Origin of the sequence: Curtobacterium sp. MCLR17_040, assembly GCF_003234735.1 — a bacterium.
GTDB classification, from domain to species: Bacteria; Actinomycetota; Actinomycetes; order Actinomycetales; family Microbacteriaceae; genus Curtobacterium; species Curtobacterium flaccumfaciens.
Genome location: NZ_QKTE01000018.1, coordinates 23,970 through 40,570, shown reverse-complemented (window position 1 = coordinate 40,570; position 16,601 = coordinate 23,970). Strand labels below are relative to the sequence as shown.

Annotated in this window: 16 protein-coding genes; 10 read left to right on the top strand and 6 right to left on the bottom strand. The window is 71.5% G+C overall.

Annotated elements, in window-relative coordinates:
- Nucleotides 1–9 precede the first annotated feature (9 nt).
- Nucleotides 10–495, bottom strand: a complete 486-nt coding sequence (locus DEJ01_RS14275) for a DUF3515 family protein (RefSeq protein ID WP_111023961.1) — start codon at nt 493–495, stop codon at nt 10–12.
- Between the two features lie 24 nt (nt 496–519).
- On the opposite strand from DEJ01_RS14275, the gene thiL reads away from it, so the two are divergent.
- On the top strand, nt 520–1,515 hold the full coding sequence (gene thiL, locus DEJ01_RS14270; RefSeq protein WP_111093382.1) for a thiamine-phosphate kinase: 996 nt from the start codon (nt 520–522) through the stop codon (nt 1,513–1,515).
- Nucleotides 1,516–1,608: 93 nt separating this feature from the next.
- Here thiL and DEJ01_RS14265 read toward each other — a convergent pair whose 3' ends face one another.
- Nucleotides 1,609–2,169 carry an RsmD family RNA methyltransferase gene (locus DEJ01_RS14265; RefSeq protein WP_110863961.1) on the bottom strand — a complete coding sequence of 187 codons (561 nt, stop codon included), beginning with the start codon at nt 2,167–2,169 and terminating at the stop codon, nt 1,609–1,611.
- Nucleotides 2,170–2,266: 97 nt separating this feature from the next.
- Between DEJ01_RS14265 and DEJ01_RS14260 the strand changes: the two genes are divergently transcribed.
- From DEJ01_RS14260 to DEJ01_RS14230, 7 genes are all read left to right on the top strand, one after another.
- Entirely contained in the window at nt 2,267–4,495 is a 2,229-nt protein-coding gene (locus tag DEJ01_RS14260; protein ID WP_258375728.1) for an ATP-dependent DNA helicase RecG, read from the top strand.
- Between the two features lie 38 nt (nt 4,496–4,533).
- The gene (coaD, locus tag DEJ01_RS14255) at nt 4,534–5,019 is read left to right on the top strand and encodes a pantetheine-phosphate adenylyltransferase (protein WP_110863963.1); all 486 of its coding nucleotides are present in this window, start codon (nt 4,534–4,536) and stop codon (nt 5,017–5,019) included.
- Between the two features lie 93 nt (nt 5,020–5,112).
- Nucleotides 5,113–5,685: a DUF177 domain-containing protein gene (locus DEJ01_RS14250; RefSeq protein ID WP_071405664.1), complete on the top strand. Its 573-nt coding sequence runs from the start codon at nt 5,113–5,115 to the stop codon at nt 5,683–5,685.
- Between the two features lie 55 nt (nt 5,686–5,740).
- The gene (gene rpmF / locus DEJ01_RS14245; protein ID WP_017888273.1) at nt 5,741–5,944 is read left to right on the top strand and encodes a 50S ribosomal protein L32; all 204 of its coding nucleotides are present in this window, start codon (nt 5,741–5,743) and stop codon (nt 5,942–5,944) included.
- Between the two features lie 13 nt (nt 5,945–5,957).
- Nucleotides 5,958–6,683, top strand: a complete 726-nt coding sequence (gene rnc / locus DEJ01_RS14240; protein WP_173034235.1) for a ribonuclease III — start codon at nt 5,958–5,960, stop codon at nt 6,681–6,683.
- Between the two features lie 4 nt (nt 6,684–6,687).
- Nucleotides 6,688–7,659 (top strand): bifunctional DNA-formamidopyrimidine glycosylase/DNA-(apurinic or apyrimidinic site) lyase, encoded by a 972-nt coding sequence (mutM, locus tag DEJ01_RS14235; protein WP_071405663.1) that lies wholly within the window; start codon nt 6,688–6,690, stop codon nt 7,657–7,659.
- Nucleotides 7,660–7,690: 31 nt separating this feature from the next.
- A complete protein-coding gene (locus DEJ01_RS14230) occupies nt 7,691–11,443 on the top strand; it encodes an AAA family ATPase (protein ID WP_111093381.1) in 3,753 nt (1,250 codons plus the stop codon).
- Between the two features lie 214 nt (nt 11,444–11,657).
- Here DEJ01_RS14230 and DEJ01_RS18235 read toward each other — a convergent pair whose 3' ends face one another.
- Nucleotides 11,658–11,816: a hypothetical protein gene (locus DEJ01_RS18235; RefSeq protein ID WP_171907827.1), complete on the bottom strand. Its 159-nt coding sequence runs from the start codon at nt 11,814–11,816 to the stop codon at nt 11,658–11,660.
- 106 nt (nt 11,817–11,922) lie between these two features.
- The gene (ftsY, locus tag DEJ01_RS14225) at nt 11,923–12,792 is read right to left on the bottom strand and encodes a signal recognition particle-docking protein FtsY (protein WP_111093380.1); all 870 of its coding nucleotides are present in this window, start codon (nt 12,790–12,792) and stop codon (nt 11,923–11,925) included.
- A gap of 217 nt (nt 12,793–13,009) precedes the next feature.
- Between ftsY and DEJ01_RS14220 the strand changes: the two genes are divergently transcribed.
- A complete protein-coding gene (locus tag DEJ01_RS14220) occupies nt 13,010–14,035 on the top strand; it encodes a TerC family protein (protein ID WP_111093379.1) in 1,026 nt (341 codons plus the stop codon).
- A 78-nt stretch (nt 14,036–14,113) separates the two neighbouring features.
- On the opposite strand, the gene lipA is transcribed toward DEJ01_RS14220, so the two are convergent.
- Both lipA and lipB read right to left on the bottom strand, forming a co-directional pair.
- Nucleotides 14,114–15,097 (bottom strand): lipoyl synthase, encoded by a 984-nt coding sequence (lipA, locus tag DEJ01_RS14215; RefSeq protein WP_111029146.1) that lies wholly within the window; start codon nt 15,095–15,097, stop codon nt 14,114–14,116.
- Nucleotides 15,094–15,831, bottom strand: coding sequence for a lipoyl(octanoyl) transferase LipB (lipB, locus tag DEJ01_RS14210; protein ID WP_111093378.1), 738 nt, complete (start codon nt 15,829–15,831; stop codon nt 15,094–15,096). Before lipB ends, lipA begins: the two co-directional genes overlap by 4 nt.
- An 84-nt stretch (nt 15,832–15,915) precedes the next feature.
- Between lipB and DEJ01_RS14205 the strand changes: the two genes are divergently transcribed.
- A complete protein-coding gene (locus tag DEJ01_RS14205) occupies nt 15,916–16,566 on the top strand; it encodes a VOC family protein (protein ID WP_111093377.1) in 651 nt (216 codons plus the stop codon).
- Nucleotides 16,567–16,601 lie beyond the last annotated feature (35 nt).

The following is a 16,601-nucleotide window of genomic DNA, read 5'->3' as shown; positions in this document are numbered from 1 at the left end:
CCAGTTCGGTCAGCCCTGCACGTCGGCGGGGTCGAGGCACTCGTGTCCGTCCTTGGGCAGTGACGACACGGCGTCGGACAGCTCCTGCACGACCGATGACGTGGTCTTCGTCGAGTCGACCACGACCTGCACGGCCGGTGACCGACCGAACGTCGTGTAGACGACCTGGTCGCCGCGGTCGTCGCGGATCCAGTCGACGCCGCCTTGCGAGAAGCACGGCAGGTCGGACACGGTGGGGACGGCGACACCGCAGTGGTAGATCGCCACCTCGGGGTCACCCCAGGCAGCGGTCGCCTGCGCGTTCGTGTTCCGCAGGTCGAACTTCGAGTCCACGGTCGCGGGCAGTCGGACCTGCACGGCCGCGCACGCCGCTGCGTTCGCCGACGGGGCGGCGGACATCGACACGGCGTTCGTGCACCCGGTCAGCCCGGCGGCGAGGGTGATCACGGCCCCCACGATCGCGAGGGTTCGAGGGGTGCGGCGCGCGGTGTCCATCGCCGTCCAGGCTACCGTTCTCGTGTGGATGCGACGGACGACGCCTGGGCCGGACCGACGGTGGGGGAGCTCGGCGAACTCGTCGTCCTCGACCGGATCACGAGCCGTCTGCCCGCGGGCACGCCGATCCTCGGCCCCGGTGACGACTGCGCCGTCGTCGCCGCTCCGGACGGCCGCTTCGTCGTCACGACGGACATGATGGTCCACGGTCCGGACTTCCGGTGGGCGTGGTCGTCACCGACGGACATCGGCTGGAAGGCGGCCGCCACGAACCTCTCCGACGTCGCCGCGATGGGTGCCGTACCGAGCGGCCTCGTGATCGCCCTCGCCGCACCGCAGGACACCCCCGTGGCCGTCCTCGAGGGCATCGCCGACGGCTTCCGGCTCGCCGTCGATGCACTCGCGCCGGGGTGCGGGGTCGTCGGGGGAGACCTGTCCACCTCGGCGACGTTCACGGTGGCCGTCACCGCCTTCGGTGACCTGCTGGGCCGCGCGCCCGTGCTCCGGTCGGGCGCGAGCGTCGGTGACGTGCTCGCGGTGTCCGGCGAGCTCGGACGTGCCGCCCGTGGGCTGTCCCGGCTGTTCCGCGAGGGCGTCGACGGCCGGGGCGAGCCGGACCGCGCCGCGACGGTTGCGAGCGGTGCGGACGACGACCCCGACGTCGGCCGCCAGCGCCGCCCGGTGCCCCCGATCGCCGACGGGCCGCTCGCGGCTGGGGCCGGGGCCACCGCGATGCTCGACCTGTCCGACGGCCTGGCGATCGACGCTGGTCGGCTCGCCCGTGCCAGCCGGGTGACGCTCGAACTCGATGCCGCCGCCGACCTCGACGAGGTCGCGCTGCACGGTGGCGAGGACCACGGACTGCTCGCCACGTTCCCGGCAGGCACGGCTCTGCCCGGGGGCTTCCGGCGCATCGGTGTCGTGCGCGAGCGTGGGGACGCGGACCTGCTGCGTGCGGGGTCGCCGGTGCCGACGACCGGCTGGGACCCCTACGCGGACTGGGACGGCGCCGCCGGCTGACCGGGCCCGGTCGGTGCACCACCGTGTGGCGACAGAACACGCGTCGTTCGACAGGTGCACTGTCGCGGAGCGCGTGCACACGCGCAGAGCGCCTCAGCCGGCGGCGACGGCCTCCCACGCGACGGTCTCGCCGTAGCTGCGCTTGCTGAACGGCGCGAGCCCCGCCGGCCAGGTGGGCTCGGGGGAGCGTTTGCTCCGCTCGACCACGACGACGGCATCCGGCGTCAGCTTCGGCGACAGGGCCTCGAGCACCTCGGCGAGCTCGTGCTCGGTGACGTCGTAGGGCGGGTCGATGAACACCAGGTCGAAGGTGCGGACGGTCCCGCGCAGGTACCCGAGCACCGGCTGCGGCTGCACGTCGATCCGGACGCCCGGCACCCGCTGCTGCACGGCCTTCGCGTTCGCCCGGCAGGCCTGCGCGGCGGCGGACGCCCGGTCGACCAGGACGACCTCGGCCGCACCGCGCGAGGCCGCCTCGAGCCCGAGCGCGCCCGTCCCCGCGTACAGGTCGGCCACCGACGTGGCCTCGACGAGCCCCCGTGCCTCGAGCGACGAGAACAGCGCCTCGCGCACGCGGTCGCTCGTCGGGCGGGTGCCGGACTTCGGCACCCGGAGCGTCAGGGAGCCGGCGGCGCCGGCGATGATGCGGGTCATGCAGCCACCGTATCGGCCCGGCGGGTCCGGTCCGGTGTTCTCCACAGGCCGCTCGGGAGGCACGGGTGGGGTCGGTCGTGCCCGGTACCGTTGGAGCGTGGTCACCTCCGGAACCCCCGCTGCGCCGGCCGCGCCCGACCTCGGTCCGGCGCCGCTCGACGCGCGGCTCGCGAACGTGCTCGGCGGTCGGACGGCGACCGCGATCGAGAAGGCCTTCGGCTACCGCACGGTGGGGGAGTTCCTCGAGCACGCACCCCGCCGCTACGCCGAGCGTGGTGCACTGACGGCCCTCGACTCGCTCGCGATCGGCGAACCGGTCACCATCGTGGCCGAGGTGGTCGACGTCCGTGAACGCACCATGCGCGCGCGCCGCGGCTCGATCCTCGAAGCGAAGATCGGCGACGGCAAGGGCCTGCTCACCCTCACGTTCTTCAACCAGGGGTGGCGCACGAAGGACCTCGTCCCCGGCGCCCGGGGCATCTTCTCCGGCAAGGTCAGCGACTACCGGGGCGCCCGGCAGCTCGCCCACCCCGACTACGAGCTGTTCGACCCCGACGACCCCCGCGCCACGGCCGAGCCCGGTTCCGACGAAGCGATCCGGTGGTCGCGCCAGCCGATCCCGATCTACCCGGCGACGGCCTCGCTCACCTCGTGGCAGATCGCGAAGTCCATCGGGATCGTCCTCGACACCCTGCCGGACCTGCCCGACCCGGTGCCGGCGTCCGCGCGGTCCCGGCTCGACCTCGTGCCGTTCCGCCGTGCCCTCGAGCTGCTGCACCGCCCCGAGAAGGTCGCGGACTTCAAGCGCGCGCAGGACGCCCTGCGCTACCGCGAGGCGTTCGTGCTGCAGACCGCCCTGGTGCAGCGCCGGATCGCGGCCCGTCGCACCGCGGCCACCCCGCGCGTCGCCGCCCCTGGTGGCATCCTCGAGCGCTTCGACGCCACCCTGCCCTTCACGTTGACGGACGACCAGCGGGCCGTCGGTGCCGACATCGACCAGGACCTCGCCCGCACCTGGCCAATGCACCGGCTGATCCAGGGCGAGGTCGGTTCGGGCAAGACCCTCGTGGCGATCCGGGCGATGCTCACGGTGGCCGAGTCCGGCGGCCAGTCCGCGCTCATCGCCCCGACCGAGGTGCTGGCGGCCCAGCACCTGCGCTCCATCGTGAAGTTCCTCGGGCCGGACCTGGCCGCCGAGCTCCGACCGGTGATCCTGACCGGGTCGCAGTCCACCGACGAACGGCGCCGTGCCCTGCTCGCCGCCGCGTCGGGCAGCTCACGGCTGGTCGTCGGCACCCACGCGCTCCTGGGCGACCGGGTGGACTTCGCCGAGCTGGGGCTCGTGGTGGTCGACGAGCAGCACCGCTTCGGCGTCGAGCAGCGCGAGGCCCTCCGCACCAAGGGCACGACCCCGCCGCACGTGCTCGTGCTCACGGCCACGCCGATCCCGCGCACCGTCGCCATGACGGTGTTCGGCGACCTCGACGTCTCGACCATCACGGGCATGCCGTCGGGGCGCGCCGGCGTCGAGACCTTCACGGTCCCGCTGGCGGAGCACCCCGGGTGGGAACCCCGGATCTGGTCCCGCATGGCCGAAGAACTGGCCAAGGGTCGCCAGGCGTTCGTCGTCTGCCCGGCCATCGACGACGCCCACACCGAGGACGACGGCGAGCCGGAGCCGGTCGAGGGCGAGGACGACGCCCCGAAGCGTGCCCCGGCGACCGTGCTCGCCACCGCCGAACGGATGCGCACCATGCCCGTGCTCGAAGGGCGCTCGATCGCGGTCCTGCACGGCCGGATGACCGCCGACGAGAAGGACCGCGTGATGACCTCCTTCGCCGCCGGCGACCTCGACGTGGTCGTGGCGACGACCGTGATCGAGGTCGGCGTCGACGTCCCGAACGCGGCGATGATGGCCGTCCTCGACGCTGACCGGTTCGGTGTCTCGCAGCTCCACCAGCTCCGCGGCCGCATCGGCCGTGGGCAGTGGGCCGGTGTCTGCCTGCTGGTCACCTCCGCCGAGCTCGAGACAACCTCGCGCGAGCGCGTCGACGCCGTGGCCGCCTCGGACGACGGGTTCGAGCTCGCCCGGGTCGACCTCGAGCTCCGGCGCGAGGGCGACGTCCTGGGCGAACGGCAGTCCGGTGGGCGGTCCTCGCTCAACCTGCTCCGGGTGGTCGAGCACGCCGACCTCATCGTCGACGCGCGGGAAGAAGCGGAGCGCGTGCTCGAACCCGATCCCGAGCTCGAGGGGTCCCCGGCCCTCCGCGACGCCCTCGCCCGGCGTCTCGACGAGTCCGACGCGGCGTTCCTCGGCAAGAACTGACCCGGGGGCACAGCGTCGCGGGCGGTATCGTCGCTGCCATGGCGCAGATCGCGGTGGTCCCCGGTTCCTTCGACCCCGTCACCCTCGGGCACCTCGACGTCATCGGCCGCGCGGCCGGGCTCTTCGACGAGGTGCACGTCCTCGTGGTGCACAACCCCGACAAGAAGCCGGCGATGTTCGAGGCGGTCGACCGGGTTCGGCTCATCAAGGACTCGCTGGTCGAGGTCGGCGCGCCGGAGACGGTCACGGTCGGCGAGTGGACGTCCGGGCTGTTGGTCGACTACTGCCGGCAGGTCGGGGCGAAGGTCCTGGTGAAGGGCGTGCGGTCCGGCGAGGACGTCGCGTACGAGACCCCGATGGCCATCATGAACCGCCACCTGGCCGACGTCGAGACGGTGTTCCTGCTGCCCGAGGCGTCGCGGGCGCACGTGTCGAGCTCGCTGATCCGCCAGGTGTCGTCCCTCGGCGGTGACGTCACGCCCTACGTGCCGAAGACGGTCGCCGACGCGCTCGCGGCCCGCTGAGCGTCCCCGGGGCGGCACCGCGTCCGGACACGCCTGTCGCCACCTCGACTCTCGGCCCCGATCGCGCTAGGCTTGTCGATCGTGTCTTCCCCCGTGAACAGCCCCTACGCCCTGCGCGTGCGCGACCTCGCGCACCGGCCGGGTGAGATGCGCGAGCACTCGCTCGACATCGAGGTGCCCGACGCGATGGGGGCCGGTCTGATCGGCGTCCGACAGGGTGCCGAACTGCACATCGACGTCAAACTCGAAGGCCTGCACGAGGGCGTCCTCGTGTCCGGACACGCTTCGGCCGACGCCACGGGGGAGTGCTCGCGCTGCCTCATCGACATCAGCGAACCGATCGAGGTCGATTTCGCCGAGCTGTTCGCGTATGATGCCTCGGAGGATTTCGACTTCTTCGTTCGCGATGACCACGTGGACACCGAACAGGTCGTTCGAGATGCGGTGGTGCTGTCGCTGCCGTTCCAGCCGGTCTGCCGACCGGACTGCCCAGGACTCGACCCGGTGACGGGCGAGCGTCTGGCCGACCTCGGCGAGCAGCCCGCTCGTCAGGTGCTGGATCCCCGCTGGGCAGCGCTCAGCGCGATCGAGCTCGACGACAGCACCGACGGTGACACCACCGCACCGAAGACCACCGAGGGCGAGGAGCGGGCCGAGACCGAGTAGGTCCCGACACCGCCAGCCCCCGTACCGACCACCGACCAACCGAAAGAGATTCACCATGGCCGTTCCCAAGCGCAAGCAGTCCCGTGCGAACACGCACGCCCGTCGTTCGCAGTGGAAGGCCACGCCGATCCAGCTCGTGAAGACGATCGAGAACGGTCAGGTCACCTACAGCCTCCCGCACCGCGCGAAGGTCGTCGAGGACTCGGCCGGCACGCCCCTGTACATGGAGTACAAGGGCCGCAAGGTCGCCGACGTCTGATCGGACCGAACGCATGACGACAACGTCCGGCGCTGCGGGGTCTCGCCCCGCGGGGCCGGACGTCGTTCGTCTGCAGGGCATCCTCGGGGCCGACATCGACCTCGAGCTGCTCCAGCTCGCCCTGACGCACCGCTCCTACGCCTACGAGCACGGGGGCATCAAGCACAACGAGCGCCTCGAGTTCCTCGGGGACTCGATCCTCGGCCAGGCCGTGACCGTGAAGCTCTACCGGTCGTTCCCCGACCTCGACGAGGGTGACCTCGCCAAGCGTCGAGCGAGCCTGGTGTCGACCGTGGCGCTGGCCGAGATCGCCCGGATGATCGGGCTCGGCCGCTACCTGCGCCTCGGCAAGGGCGAGGAACAGACCGGCGGGCGCGACAAGTCGTCGATCCTGGCCGACACCGTCGAAGCCGTCATCGGCGCGACGTACCTGTCGGCCGGTCCCGACCCGGCCACCGAGCTCGTGCTCCGCCTGGTCGAACCGCTCATGATCGACCCGGACCGCTTCGGCGCCGCGATGGACCCGAAGACGAGCCTGCAGGAGCTCGCCTCGAGCCGCTCGCTCGGCAACCCGGCGTACCGCGTCACCGAGACCGGCCCGGACCACGACAAGACCTTCATGGCGACGGTCGTCCTGCAGGGCGAGGACATCGCCACCGGCACCGGGTCGAGCAAGAAGGCCGCCGAGATGGCCGCCGCGCTCGACGCCTGGACCCGGCTGTCCGGCCGAGCGGCCTGACCGCGTGCCCGAACTCCCCGAGGTCGAGGTCGTCCGCGCCGGCCTCGAACCCGCCGTCAGCGGCGCGCGGGTCCTGCACGTCGACGTGGTCGACGACCGTGCCCTCACCCGGCACGACGGCCCTGCCGAGGACTTCGCCGACCGGCTGACCGGTCGCACGATCGCCGCCGCGGTCCGCCGGGGCAAGTTCCTCTGGATGCCGCTGCAGCCCGAGCACGACGGGGACCGCCCAGAGGCACTCGTCGCCCACCTGGGCATGAGCGGGCAGATCCTGCTCGGCCGTGGTCGACCGGCGGCCAAGCACCGGCGGATCCTCATCGACGTGCAGCCCGCGGGCACCGACCGCTCGGGTGCGGCGGAGCCCCCGGTGGAACTCGAGTTCGTCGACCAGCGCACGTTCGGCTCGATGGCGATCGACGCGATGGTGCCGACGATCGACGGTGCTCCCGCCGGGTTCGGCGGGCAGGTCGACGCGATCGACCCCGATGCCGTGTGGCGTCGGTGGGTGCCCGGGCAGGTGTCGCACATCGCCCGTGACCCGCTCGACCCCGCCTTCGACGACGACCGGTTCACCGCGATGGCACGGAAGCGTTCGAGCGGCATCAAGCGGGTGCTGCTCGACCAGGGCGTCGTGAGCGGCATCGGCAACATCTACGCCGACGAGTCGCTCTGGGCCGCGAAGCTGCACTACGACCGCGCCGCCGACCGCCTCACCCGTGCCGACCTGCGTCGGCTGCTCGACGAGGTCCGTGCCATCCTGCGCCGGGCGCTCGAGGACGGCGGCACGAGCTTCGACGCCCAGTACGTCAACGTCAACGGGCAGTCCGGGTACTTCTCGCAGCGCCTGAACGTCTACGGGCAGCAGGGGAAGCCGTGCCCGCGCTGCGGCACGACGATCGTGCGCGAGGCCTTCATGAACCGGTCGAGCCACATCTGCCCCGTGTGCCAACCCCGTCCCCGCGCCCGCACGCGTTAGCCTGACGCCAACCAGAGCATCCGGAGACCGCATGTACTTGAAGAGCCTGACCATCAAGGGGTTCAAGTCCTTCGCGCAGCCGACGACGTTCGCGTTCGAGCCGGGCGTGACGTGCATCGTCGGCCCGAACGGCTCCGGCAAGTCGAACGTGGTGGACGCCCTGGCCTGGGTGATGGGGGAGCAGGGGGCGAAGACCCTGCGCGGCGGCAAGATGGAGGACGTCATCTTCGCCGGCACCTCGACCCGCGGCCCGCTCGGTCGGGCCCAGGTGCTGCTGACCATCGACAACAGCGACGGCCTGCTGCCGATCGAGTACTCCGAGGTGACGATCGCGCGCACGCTGTTCCGCAACGGTGGCAGCGAGTACGCCATCAACGGCGAGAACTGCCGCCTGCTCGACGTGCAGGAGCTGCTAAGCGACACCGGCCTCGGCCGTGAGATGCACGTCATCGTCGGGCAGGGGCAGCTCGACAAGGTGCTGCACGCCACCCCCGAGGACCGCCGCGGCTTCATCGAGGAGGCCGCCGGGATCCTGAAGCACCGCCGTCGCAAGGAGAAGACCCTCCGCAAGCTCGACGCGATGCAGACGAACCTGACCCGCCTGTCCGACCTGGCCGGTGAGATCCGGCGGCAGCTGAAGCCCCTCGGGCGCCAGGCCGAGGTCGCGCGCAAGGCCCAGTCGGTCGCCGCGGTCTTCCGCGACGCCAAGGCCCGCATCCTGGCCGACGACGTGGTGCGCCTGCGCCGCGAGCTGCACGACCACCAGGAGGTCGAGGCGGGCCGCAAGTCCGAGCGCATCGTCCTGACCGAGCGGCTCGACCAGACCCGGGTGCGCCAGCAGCACGTCGAGCAGAGCATGGTCGGCGACGACGTCGACCGTGCCCGCACCGTCGTGCACCGGCTCGAGAGCGTGCAGGAGCGCCTCCGTGGCCTGTCGAGCCTGGCGAACCAGCGCCTGATGTTCCTCGCGCAGCAGGCCGACGCCCCGCAGCAGGGGCCCACCGTCACCCAGGAGCAGGTCGCCGGGGTCCGTGCCGAGGCCGACCGCCTCGCCGCCCGCGCCGACGAGATGCAGGGCGGCTCGGCGACGACCGCCCGCGCGGTGCAGGACGCACGCGCCTCGCTGGACGCCCTCGACGAACGCATCGCCGCCCAGGCAGCCCGGGTCTCGCAGCACGACCTCGAGGCGCAGCGGCTCGCCAGCGCCGTCGACGTCGCCCGGTCGAAGCGCGGTTCCGCCGTCGCCGACCGCGAGCGGCGGGAGCGGGCTCTGGCCGAGGCGGGCGAGCGTGCCGAGCGTGCCGCGGCGGCCCTCGCCGAACTCGGTGTCGACCCGTCCGAGGGCGTCGACGAGACCGCGCTCGCGCAGACCCTGGAGCAGGCGCGCGCCGAGCTCGAACGGGCCCAGACCTCGCGCGACGAGCAGCGCGACCGCCTCCACGCCCTCGAACGCGAGCGGGACGCCCTCGACGCCCGGGTCGCCGCGCTCGGCATGTCGATCGAGGTCCGCGACGGTTCGCAGGCCCTGATCGACGCCGGTCGCGCGGGCATCGTCGGTCGCCTGGCCGACAGCCTGACGGTCTCGCCCGGGTTCGAGGCCGCGATCGCCACCGCGCTCGAGGGACTCGCCGACGCCGTCCTCGCCGACGACCGCGGTGCGGCGCTCGACGCCGTCGACCACGCCCGCGCTGCTGACCTCGGCCGGATCGACGTCGTCGTCGCGGATGCCGCAGCCGTCACCACCGCCCTGCCCGAGACCCTGCCGACCGGCGTCCGCCGTGCCACGGACCTGGTGCAGGGACCGCCGGCGCTCGCGTCGATCCTGCGGGACACGCTGGTCGCGGAGACCGACGACCTCGACCTGGAGGCGGTGCTCACGGCCGCCCCGCACGCCACGGTGGTCACGCGGTCCGGCGACCTCGTCCGCGCGGTCCGCGTGACCGGCGGCGGGGAGCGCGTGACCTCGCGCATCGAGCTCGTCGCGGAGCGCGACGACGCCGTGACGCGCCGCGACGCGATCGCGACCGACGCCGAGGACGCGGCCACGGGCCTCCAGGCCGCACGCAGTGCCGTCGAGGACGCACGCCGCCGTGCGGACGAGGCCGACGCAGCATCCCGCGCGTACACGCGGGCGAAGGCCGAGTACGACCGCACGAGTGCGTCGACGCGGGCGAAGGCGGAGAACGCCGCGGCCGAGGTCGAACGGCTGCGTGCCGCGCTGGCCGAGACCGACGGCGCCGTCGAGACCGCCGAGGCGGTGCTGGCCGAGGCCGAGTCGGCGCACCGGGCCTTCACCGAGCAGGAGCGTCCCGTGGTCGACGCGTCTGAGCGTCCCGCGCTGCAGGACGCGCTCGAAGCCGCACGTGCGGCCGAGGTCGAGCAGCGGATCCAGGTCGAGACCGTGCGCGAGCGGGTGCGCGCCGAACGGAACCGCGCCGACCAGCTCGAACGCCAGCTCGAGGCGGAGCGCGCCGCCGCCGAGGAGGCCGCCCGGCTCGCCGTCATCCGACGCGGCCAGATCCGGACCGCGGAAGCCGTGCTCGCCGACCTGCCCGGGGTGCTCGGTGCGGTCGACCGTTCGCTGGCCGAAGCGCGGGTGCAGCTGGCGACGGAGGAAGCCGAGCGGTCGAAGCGCAACACCGAGCTGCAGACGATCCGCAACGAGGAGCGCGAACTCCGCGACCGCCTGCAGACGATCACCGACGGCGTGCACTCGCTCGAGATGGAGATCTACGAGAAGAAGCTGCACGTGTCCGGCGTCCTCGACCGGGCGCAGAGCGAGCTCGGGCTGACGGAAGCAGTGCTGGTGGCCGAGTACGGGCCGCACGTCCCCGTGCCGGTCGACGTGCTCGTGGACCCGCGGGTGCGCGCGCGGAAGCACCGCGAGGCGGAGCGCGCAGCGGCGGCTGCCGCGGCCGAAGCCGCGGGCGTGACCGAGCCGGACCGCGCGGACACCGACACGGACGCGCATGCAGACGAAGACGCCGAGACGAGCACCGACGACCTGGCCCTCGTCAACGCCGAGTCCACGCTGCCCGGCGGCCCGGCCCTGCCCGAGTTCGACACGTCCGACGAGGTCGACCCGGCCGACGTCGAGACCGTGCCCTACGTCCGTGCCGATCAGGAGCGCCGACTCAAGGCCGCCGAGCGCGACCTCGGACAGCTCGGCAAGGTGAACCCGCTCGCGCTCGAGGAGTTCCAGGCGCTCGAGCAGCGGCACGCGTTCCTCGCCGAGCAGCTCGAGGACCTGCAGAAGACCCGGACGGACCTGCTGACGATCATCGACGAGCTCGACACGAAGATGCAGACGATCTTCGAGTCCGCGTTCAACGACACGAAGGAAGCGTTCGACGTCATCTTCCCGATCCTGTTCCCGGGCGGCTCGGGGTCGATCAACCTGACCGACCCGACCGACCTGCTCGGCACCGGGATCGACGTGCAGGTGAAGCCCGCCGGTAAGAAGATCGACCGCCTGACCCTGCTGTCCGGCGGCGAGCGGTCCCTGGCGGCGGTGGCGCTCCTCGTCGCGATCTTCACCGCTCGGCCGTCGCCGTTCTACATCATGGACGAGGTCGAGGCGGCACTCGACGACGCCAACCTCGGCCGCCTGCTGACGGTGTTCGAGCGGCTCCGCGAGTCGTCCCAGCTCATCGTCATCACGCACCAGAAGCGGACGATGGAGATCGCCGACGCCCTGTACGGGGTGTCGATGCGGCAAGACGGCGTCTCCGCTGTCGTCGGCCAGCGGGTGCAGAAGCGCGAGCCGGCGGACGCGGTCGCCTAGGCGCCCGAGCTTCGCACCCCGTTCCGCGAAAGCGACAGATCTGCGCCGACAGTTCGCGGCGATCTGTCGCTTTCGCGGGGATCACCTTGGGCCGGTACCGAGATCTGTCGCTTTCGGAGAGCCGTGCACGTCACCACGACAGACGGGAGGCGCGGTGCCAGCTGGCACCGCGCCTCCCGTTCTGTCAGGTGCGTCCGGACAGGACGCCGGGTCGCTACGCGCGACCGCGGATCGTCCGGAGCAGCCAGCCGATGACCGCCAGCAGGATGAGCACGATGCCCACCCAGAGCAGGAACTTCAGCGCACCGACGAAGATGCCGCTGAAGAGCAGGACGAGGCCGACGATGATCGCGATGATCAGCAGTGCGGGCATGAGGGTCTCCTATCCCTGGAACGAGACCGAGCAGATGCCCGGACCGTCAGGGACGCTACTCCTCGGCGTGCCGACGCGTTCGCTCAGCCGACGTGGCCGCCTTCGCTCAGCCGACGAGGTTCTGCACGAACACGTGCGGGGTGAAGCCCGTGAGGTCGTTGATGCCCTCGCCCTGCCCGATGAGCTTGATCGGGATGCCGGTCTTCTCCTGCACGCTCAGCACGAACCCGGCCTTTGCCGAGCCGTCGAGCTTCGTGATGACGAGGCCGGTCACACCGGCACCCTCGATGAAGGCGTGAGCCTGTGCGAGGCCATTCTGGCCCGTCGTCGCGTCGAGGACGAGCAGGACCTCGCTGATCTCGGTCTGCTTCTCGACCACGCGCTTGATCTTGGTGAGTTCGTCCATCAGGCCGGCCTTGGTGTGCAGGCGCCCGGCGGTGTCGATGACGACGATCTCGGTCTGGTCGCGGATCGCCTTCTCGACGGTCTGGTACGCCACCGACGCCGGGTCCTGCCCGGGCTGCGACGGACGGACGACGTCGACCCCGGCGCGCTGGGCCCAGGTGGCGACCTGCTCGACCGCCGCGGCGCGGAACGTGTCCGCCGCCCCGACGAGCACCGTGCGGTCGTAGGTCTTCAGGAACTTGGCGAACTTGCCGATCGTCGTGGTCTTGCCGACGCCGTTCACCCCGACGACGAGCACCACGGCGGGCCGCGCGCTGAGCTTCAGGGTGGTGTCGAGCTTCGAGAGCCGTTCCTCGAGGACCTCGCGGAGCATGCGCTGCAGGTCGGCGGGGTCGGTCGTGCCGTACCGGTCGACGCGGGCGTGCAGGTCCTCGATGATCTCCTCGGAGATGTCGGGCCCGAAGTCGGCGCCGATGAGGGCGGTCTCGAGGTCCTCCCACGTGGTCTCGTCGATCGTCTTGCGCTGGAAGAGGCCGCGCAGCCGTGTGGACAGTGACCAAGAACTCGCCATGCTCCCAGCTTAGAGCGCGGCACATGTCCGCTGTGCCCGGTATGCTCGGGATCACGAAGGGGAGTATTCCCTCTCGGTGACCCCGTCAGTACGGTCCGGAACGATCCGGCCCCGGGGCGCCGGTCGTGCGGCACCGGTTCCGGTGCCGAGCGACGGAAGAGACCTTCAGGCCTCGGCGTACCCACACATCAGCGGCGCGCCCTACCTGAAGGAAACCGTGGACGTCCCACTCTTCGTCTGGCTCATCACGATCGCCGGCATCCTCGCGCTGCTGGTGTTCGACTTCTACTCGCACGTCCGCACGCCGCACGTGCCCCACATCCGCGAATCCGCGTTCTGGTCGGCCTTCTACATCGGGCTGGCGATCCTGTTCGGCATCGGCATCCTGGTGTTCGGCGGCGGGCAGGCCGGTGGCGAGTACTTCGCCGGCTGGCTGACCGAGAAGGCGTTGTCGGTCGACAACCTCTTCGTCTTCCTCATCATCATGTCGAGCTTCGCCGTGCCGAAGGAGTTCCAGCAGAAGGTCCTGCTGGTCGGCGTCGCGATCGCGCTCGTCGCCCGCGGTGTGTTCATCGCCCTCGGCGTCACGATCATCGAGAACTTCTCGTGGGTCTTCTACCTGTTCGGTGCGCTGCTGTTCTGGCTCGCCTGGTCGCAGGCCCGCAGTGGCAACGACCACGGCAGCGAGGGCGAATCCCGGCTCATCCGGATCCTCAAGCGCATCATCCCGACCTCGGACCACTACGACGGCGACCGTCTGACCACCCGCGTCGACGGCAAGCGGCTGTTCACCCCGATGCTGCTCGTCATGGTCGCCATCGGCCTGACCGACGTGCTGTTCGCGCTCGACTCGATCCCCGCGATCTTCGGGCTGACGCAGGACGCCTTCATCGTGTTCACGGCGAACGCGTTCTCGCTGCTCGGTCTCCGGCAGCTGTACTTCCTGATCGCCGGGCTGCTCGAGCGCCTCATCTACCTGGGTCAGGGCCTGGCCGTCATCCTGGCGTTCATCGGTGTGAAGCTCGTCTTCCACGCCATGCACGTCAACGAGCTCCCCTTCATCAACGGGGGCGAGCACATCGAGTGGGCGCCGGAGATCCCGATCTGGTTCTCGCTGGGCTTCATCGCGCTGACGATCGCGGTCGCCACGACCGCGTCGCTGGTGGTCTCGAAGCGCCGCCAGGAGCGCGGGCTCACCCCGTCGGGCGAGCCGAAGGAGTCGGTCGAGGCCGACGCGAAGTAGTCGTCACCACCTGACGGACAGGAGGCGCGGTGCCAGCTGGCACCGCGCCTCCCGTCTGTCCGGGTGTCGTCCGGAGCGTCAGACGGCCTGGCGACCAGGGGTCGCGTCGAGCAGGTGGGCCAGGTGCTCGGGAACCGAGCCGCCGCGGGCCACCGTCGCCCGTGCCCAGAGCCGGCCCGCCCGGTACGACGACCGGACCAGCGGTCCGGCGAGCACTCCGGCGAAGCCCATCTGCTCGGCGACCTGGCGGAGCTCGACGAACTCCTCCGGCTTGACCCAGCGCGCGACCGGCAGGTGCCGGGGCGACGGGCGGAGGTACTGCGTCAGCGTGATGATGTCCGTGCCCGCGTCGAACAGGCGCTGCAGGGCGTCCTCGATCTCGATGCGCTCTTCGCCCATGCCGAGGATCAGGTTCGACTTCGTGACCAGTCCGGCGTCGCGGCCCTGGGTGATGACGTCGAGGGAGCGTTCGAACGTGAACGCCGGCCGGATCCGCTTGAAGATCCGCGGGACGGTCTCGACGTTGTGGGCGAAGACCTCGGGGCGGGCGTCGAACACCGGGCCGAGCTGGTCCGGTCGCCCGTTGAAGTCCGGCACCAGGATCTCGACGCCGGTGCCGGGGGAGTGTTCGTGGATCGCCCGGATGGTCTCGGCGTAGAGCCAGGAGCCGCCGTCGGGCAGGTCGTCGCGGGCGACGCCGGTCACGGTCGCGTACCGCAGCCCCATCTCCGCCACGGAGTCCGCGACCCGGCGGGGCTCGTCGCGGTCGAGCGGTTCCGGCTTGCCGGTGTCGATCTGGCAGAAGTCGCAGCGACGGGTGCACTGCGAGCCGCCGATCAGGAAGGTGGCCTCGCGGTCTTCCCAGCACTCGAAGATGTTCGGGCACCCGGCCTCCTGGCAGACGGTGTGCAGCTGCTTGTCGCGCACCAGGCTCGACAGCTCGCGGAACTCCGGACCCTGCGTGGCACGGGTCTTGATCCACGCGGGCTTCGTCTCGATCGGGGTCTCGGCGTTCCGGGCCTCGACCCGGAGCATGCGGCGGCCTTCGGGGGCGAGGGTCATACGAGGGTCTCCTGTCGGGCGGACGCGGTGCTGGTGCTGGGGCTCGTGCTGGTGCTGGGGGCCGTCGTGCTGATCCCGTGGCCGCTGTGCATGCCGTCGACGGCCTGTTGGACGCGCTCTGCGACCAGGGGTGCGAGGTCGCCGACGGTCACGGGAGCGAGCCCCACGTGCGCCGCGGCGGCGCTCAGCGTCGTGACCCCGGCGTCCGCGATGCCGCACGGGACGATCGCGGCGTAGGCGTCGAGGGCGTTGTCGCAGTTGATCGCGATGCCGTGGCTCGTCACGCCCTCGGCGACGTGCAGGCCGATCGCGCCGACCTTGGCGGCGGGGGAGCCGTCCGTGCCTGGCACCCAGGCGCCGCTGCGACCCGCGACCCGTTCGGCGTGCACCCCGACTGCGGCCGCGGCGTCGATGACGACCTGCTCCAGGTCGCGCACCCAGGCGACGACATCGAGGGGTTCGGCGAGCCGGACGATCGGGTAGGCGACCAGTTGCCCCGGCCCGTGCCAGGTGATGCGTCCGCCACGGTCGGTGTCGATGACCGGGGCGCCGTTCGTCGGCAGGTCGGACGGTTCGGTGCGGCGTCCGGCGGTGTACACGGACGGGTGCTCGCAGAGGACGAGGGCCCCGGGGGAGCGGCCGGCGACGACGTCGGCGTGCAGGTCCCGCTGCAGGGCGAGGCCGTCCGCGTAGTCGAGCAGGCCGTGGTGGCGGACGATCTCGAGTTCCGGCATGCGGCGAGCGTACGACAGTTTCTGGACGGCGTCCAACAACCGGGTGCTTGACCTCAACAATGGTTGAGATGGTCCGATGAGGACATGGACATCCGACAGGTACAGCTCGCCACCCGATCGCTCGCCGACACCGCCCGGTTCTACGAACGACTGGGGTGTCCGGTCGAGATCGTCGACGCCACGGTGCGCATCGTGGTGGGGTCGTCGCTCCTCGTGTTCCGCGAACTGCCCGAGATGACCGGCGCCCTGCACCTGGCGATGACCATCCCCACGGGGACGTTCGAAGCGGCCAAGGCTTGGATTGCCGGACTGACGACGGTGCTCGGCACGGACGACCAGGACGAGTTCGAGGGGCCGCCGAACTGGAACTCGCGGTCGGTCTACTTCGAGGGGCCCGACCAGCAGCTCCTCGAGCTCATCGAGCGGCGGGACCTGCCCGTAGACGTGGGTGAGAACACGGCCGTCCCGCTCGTCTCCGTCAGCGAGGTCGGCGTCCCCGTCCCCGACGTCCTCGGCGCCGTCGAGGCCCTGCGACGCGCCGGTCTCGAGCCGTACGCCAACCCGCCGGGGGAGTCGTTCGCGGCGGTGGGCGACGTGGACGGTCTCGTGATCCTGGTGTCGCCCGACCGGCGCTGGTTCCCGACCGGTGACCGGAGCCCGTCGAGCGCCCCGGTGGTCATCGACGTGGGGCTCGGGGCGCCGCTCGAACTGACCGAGGGTGTCCTCCTGCGGTGAACGGGCCGGTGTCGTCGGCGGGAGCCTTGTAGAAT